The sequence below is a fragment of the Eubacterium sp. AM46-8 genome (assembly GCF_003466705.1).
Lineage (GTDB): Bacteria > Bacillota > Clostridia > Lachnospirales > Lachnospiraceae > Lachnospira.
In genome coordinates this window covers 1-4,294 of record NZ_QSEU01000026.1, presented here as the reverse complement: position 1 = coordinate 4,294, position 4,294 = coordinate 1, and the positions used below count along the sequence as shown (strand labels likewise).

Sequence of the window (4,294 nt, the reverse complement as noted above, 5' to 3'; positions counted from 1 at the left end):
TATATTTCAGTTCATCCCTATTAATTCGTATTTTGAAGTTTCATTTATTTCATTTATTCTTTCTTGAATTTGCTCTATCACTTCTTTTAAATTATTAATTTGTGTATCAGTATTCTGAAACATCTTATTAATTCTATTATATTCCATATTAAATTGTTGCGTAATCTCTTCTAAACATTTATCTTTAACAGCACCAACACACTCGCAAATCTTTTTATTATCTTCTCTTAATTGTTGATTTTGCTCAATTAAAGTATTTATATTGGACTGTAGTTCAATGACATCCTTTTTCTCTACCAGTCCAATCCATGACCAAAAACTCATCTTTAATTACATCTCCATTCTACATAATTGAATTATACATGCGGAAGCTTCCATTACAGGTGCTGATTTATCTTTCAATGCATCAACATCAATCTTTCCATTTTCCGCTTCCAACTTAAGTTTTTCAAGTTCATTAATTCTTTCGGTCACCTGTTTTTCTTGCTCAATCATTCGATTATTCAATCTGTTTGTAAACTCACTCAAAACATGTTCAGCATATTTTTTTAGTTTTGAATAAAATGTTTTCTCTGCATTATCCATGATATTTTTTAATGCCAGATTTAAGGCATTATCTTTTGCCTTGCCAGGTTTCATTTTTAAAACATTTAAGAATTTTTCATCATTTTTTGATAGATGTTCCTTTACATATTTCATATATGTTCCACTCAATTCTCTTTCAGCTTTCTGTTGTTCGTTAGCAATAATTTCAACCAAATCAGGAAATTTTTCTTGTGTTTTCTTATCAAATCTGTAAACACATCTGATATTGAACTCATACATTTTTTCTCAGCATTATTGACATCGCCTTGCATTTTTTCTCTAAATTCTGCCAAAACAGCATCTACATCTACATGATCTTCTATATCATCTTCATCATATTCTGAAAATGATAACTTATCCTTAACCCAGTCTATTGCGGTTTCTACTTTATCTTTTACCCATTCCGCCGCATCTTTTAAAAAACTAAACAATCCCATATTTATTTTTCCTTTCTTTCTAGGTCACTTATCTTATTTTTCAATGAATTTTCAAGCTTTTCAATAGCTTTTTTTAGTTCCTCATTTTGTTGTTTTAAATTCGTCTTTTCTAAATCCATATTCTCAATTTGTTTTTGCAAAGTTTCCGCACCTGCAATAGCAAGATTTATATCATTTTCTTGTTTATTAATTGCATTCTGACTAATTGCAGTTAATCTTTTTCTGCAGCTAATATACGATTTAGTAATATCATCAATCTTCAATTTTCTATAATTTGAAATCAAAGTGGATTCCAGCTTAGCTCTCAAAGTTGGAATTCCCGTATAATCTGAAACAGCTTTAATTTCTTCTGGTGTCATCTGCATGAGATTATATGATCGTTTTTTCATTGACTTAGCTGAATAATTTTCCAAATCTTTAAAATCATCAAAACTAAACTTATTTTCATCCTCTTTTTCTGTTTCAGATAATTTTTCCCATTTATGAACTAATAAATCCATCTTAGCCGATGTAAGAATAATTCTATTCATTACTTTTCTACTATCGCTATATCGTTTAGCATTAACTAAATGCTCGACCCAGTTAGATACATATTCTTCGCACTCACTATCACTATTTATATCTTTTTGTGTACCAACAATATAAGCCTTATCTGTATCTGTACAATCTAATACAGTTGTTACTATTTCAACACCTTCTGTAGTAAGTGGTCCTGGTTTCAACGCTATAAGAACTGCATCTGCTTTTTTTATATATTTTTTTGTAATATTTGATCTATATTTAACAGGATCTTTAAGCCCCGGCGTATCCACAAATACTACTTCCTTTGGCATATTAAACAAATTTCTATCTACACCTACTTCTACTTCAGATACAAAAATATGTTCAATTGCTCTTGAAGAAGTATATTTTTTTACAACTCCCTGTAAGTCCTCCAAATTTTTGCATTCAATTTTTAAGTCACCATGATTTACCCATTCTGATTCCATTTTAATAGTAATCGGATCATTCAATCTAGATATCAGGCTATCTTTTCCTGTTTTTTTACTGTCTTCAGCACTTTGCTTTAATTTTTTCCACTGTTCATAATTATGAAATCTTACTATTACATAATATCCATTCGCAGATCTGAATTTAGTAAGAGCTGCTGTCTCTGGATTAACTTCAACAGAAGCAATTTCAGCACCAATTAATGCATTCATTAAAAATGATTTTCCAGCTTTCATAACACCAACTACAGCAATCTGAAACTCTGCATCTTTGCATTTATTAATCAAATTTTCTATATCCAAAGATAGTTCATCAGTATATCCCGAAATACGACCAAGACCAGCAAGTGTCTTTATTTTTCGTAATACTCTCTCAGTTTTTCTGGCTGTTTCATTCCATACAATATCCTCTGAAAATGAATTATCCTTTACTATATCTGAGATTTGTTTTAAGGTTTTCATTGTTTCATCACTATTTTTTTCTGTTTTTAATGAATGAATATATCCACAACATGGACAAATTTTTTGCCATGAAAATAATTCGGTTCCACATTTTGAACACTTTGTTTTTACATATTCTTCAACTTTACTTATTCTTTTGTCCTGTGCAATAATTTCATTTTGATATTCTTTATAAAATGCGACAATAGCCTGACGCACCATTAAAACTGCAGCTGAAACATCATTTTGATTTTCCTTAAGTTCTAAATAAAGATCACTCACCCGGTCATTTATTGAAAGCAACAATTTCCTATTATTAGTACATTCAAGCATTACTCTGTTGATAACTCCCTGTGCTGCATATAATGCATTAGTATTATTTTGTAATATAGCATTTCGCATTTTTGTATTTTTACCAGTTATATTACCAACCAGTCTTTTGAAGACTCCCTGATTACTCAATGCAACAGATCTATTTTCTGCCGAAGAAAGCAAAGTAGTACATTCTAATGTCAATTCAGTAATTTCTTCCATATTGCTTTTTGATTTTTCTACCATCTGCTCTATTAATCCATTCACTTCAGATTCTCTTACATCCATAAGCAGATTTGATGAAATAATACTTAATTCTTTAGCCATTACTTATTCTCCTTTATCAAATGTTCATATAATTCTTCAAAGCCATCATGTTCCATTTTTTTCTTTATTTCATTTTCATTATTTAATAATGCTTGCCTTTCTCTTTCAAACTCAATATTCTTTTGATATGCAATTTGTAACATTCTCTGATTAGCCACTGTCAATTTAATCATCTCAACCATAGGCTGTAATACTTTTTGGGCATCATCATACCCTAATTGAATTCTAGATAATGCTCCTTCTGGTGAAAAATCCAATGTTCCTGATATAGCATTTCCCAGGTCTCTACTTGGTACTATCTCTATTATTTTTGAATTTGAAAATCTATCAATATCAATAATGGTATCCTGACTTAAATGAATAACAATTATATTTTCCACTCCTGTATCATATACTGGTTTAACAGGCACATTATCTCCCACAAACGGTATTCCTCCATCACAATAACTATTTCCTTGAAACTTCTCATTTGGGAAAATAACAGGTATTGCGGATGACGCCAATAACAATTTAATAATATCTTCATCTGAATATTGGTTTAATTTAAATCTTTCTATTTTTAATCCATTGCAACGCAGACATGTAACAAAACAATCAATTTCTGATGAACATAAATATTGAAAATTTATTCCATCCATTATCATTTCTTTTAAACCATCTCTCGAAAACATATGATTGCCATTCATTTTTGTAATCAATGCCTGTGCAATTTTTTCTGTACCCAAAGTTGTTCCAGAAACGATTTTACTAACTCCTTTGGTTATGGGTGAATACGCATTAAATCCATTCATAACAAGCCATTTCATAATATCTTCTGCTGAAACACCCTTTGGTGTTAATATTTTTTTCTGATTAATATTTGTCCACAAATTTTCTGCTATTTCATAACTACTTCCGACAAATAATGCAGCATTAAGAGCTCCTACAGATGTACCCGATACAGCTCTCACATACTAATCAATCCCTATCTCATGCAAATATTTCCATACTCCAATTTCATAAGAGCCTTTACCTCCACCACCTGCAAATACTAGACCTATACCTTTCATTCTTTCCTTTCTGCTTTCCTATTTCACATATATATGTATTCTTTATCTTTTATTTGAAATGATATGTTTTCCTCAACAAATCGTTTTCTCAGCATACCATTCAATGTTTTAAATTCAAAAATAGGAACTATATGTTCAAACTGTTCTTTTAAAT

Annotated in this window: 5 protein-coding genes; all 5 read right to left on the bottom strand. The window is 30.2% G+C overall.

The genetic code is table 11. The features are described from left to right. Positions 1-6: 6 nt before the first annotated feature. Genes DW963_RS12995 through DW963_RS12975 form a run of 5 tightly spaced genes read right to left on the bottom strand, consistent with a single transcriptional unit; the run spans position 7 to position 4,041 of the window. On the bottom strand, positions 7-324 hold the full coding sequence (locus DW963_RS12995) for a hypothetical protein (protein WP_117916338.1): 318 nt from the start codon (positions 322-324) through the stop codon (positions 7-9). Positions 325-330: 6 nt separating this feature from the next. Further along, the gene (locus DW963_RS12990) at positions 331-699 is read right to left on the bottom strand and encodes a hypothetical protein (RefSeq protein ID WP_117916336.1); all 369 of its coding nucleotides are present in this window, start codon (positions 697-699) and stop codon (positions 331-333) included. 11 nt (positions 700-710) lie between these two features. Beyond that, positions 711-1,022, bottom strand: coding sequence for a hypothetical protein (locus tag DW963_RS12985; RefSeq protein WP_117916334.1), 312 nt, complete (start codon positions 1,020-1,022; stop codon positions 711-713). Positions 1,023-1,024: 2 nt separating this feature from the next. Further along, positions 1,025-3,091, bottom strand: a complete 2,067-nt coding sequence (locus tag DW963_RS12980) for a dynamin family protein (protein WP_117916332.1) — start codon at positions 3,089-3,091, stop codon at positions 1,025-1,027. Continuing rightward, positions 3,091-4,041, bottom strand: a complete 951-nt coding sequence (locus DW963_RS12975) for a patatin-like phospholipase family protein (RefSeq protein WP_286169402.1) — start codon at positions 4,039-4,041, stop codon at positions 3,091-3,093. Before DW963_RS12975 ends, DW963_RS12980 begins: the two co-directional genes overlap by 1 nt. Positions 4,042-4,294: the final 253 nt, after the last annotated feature.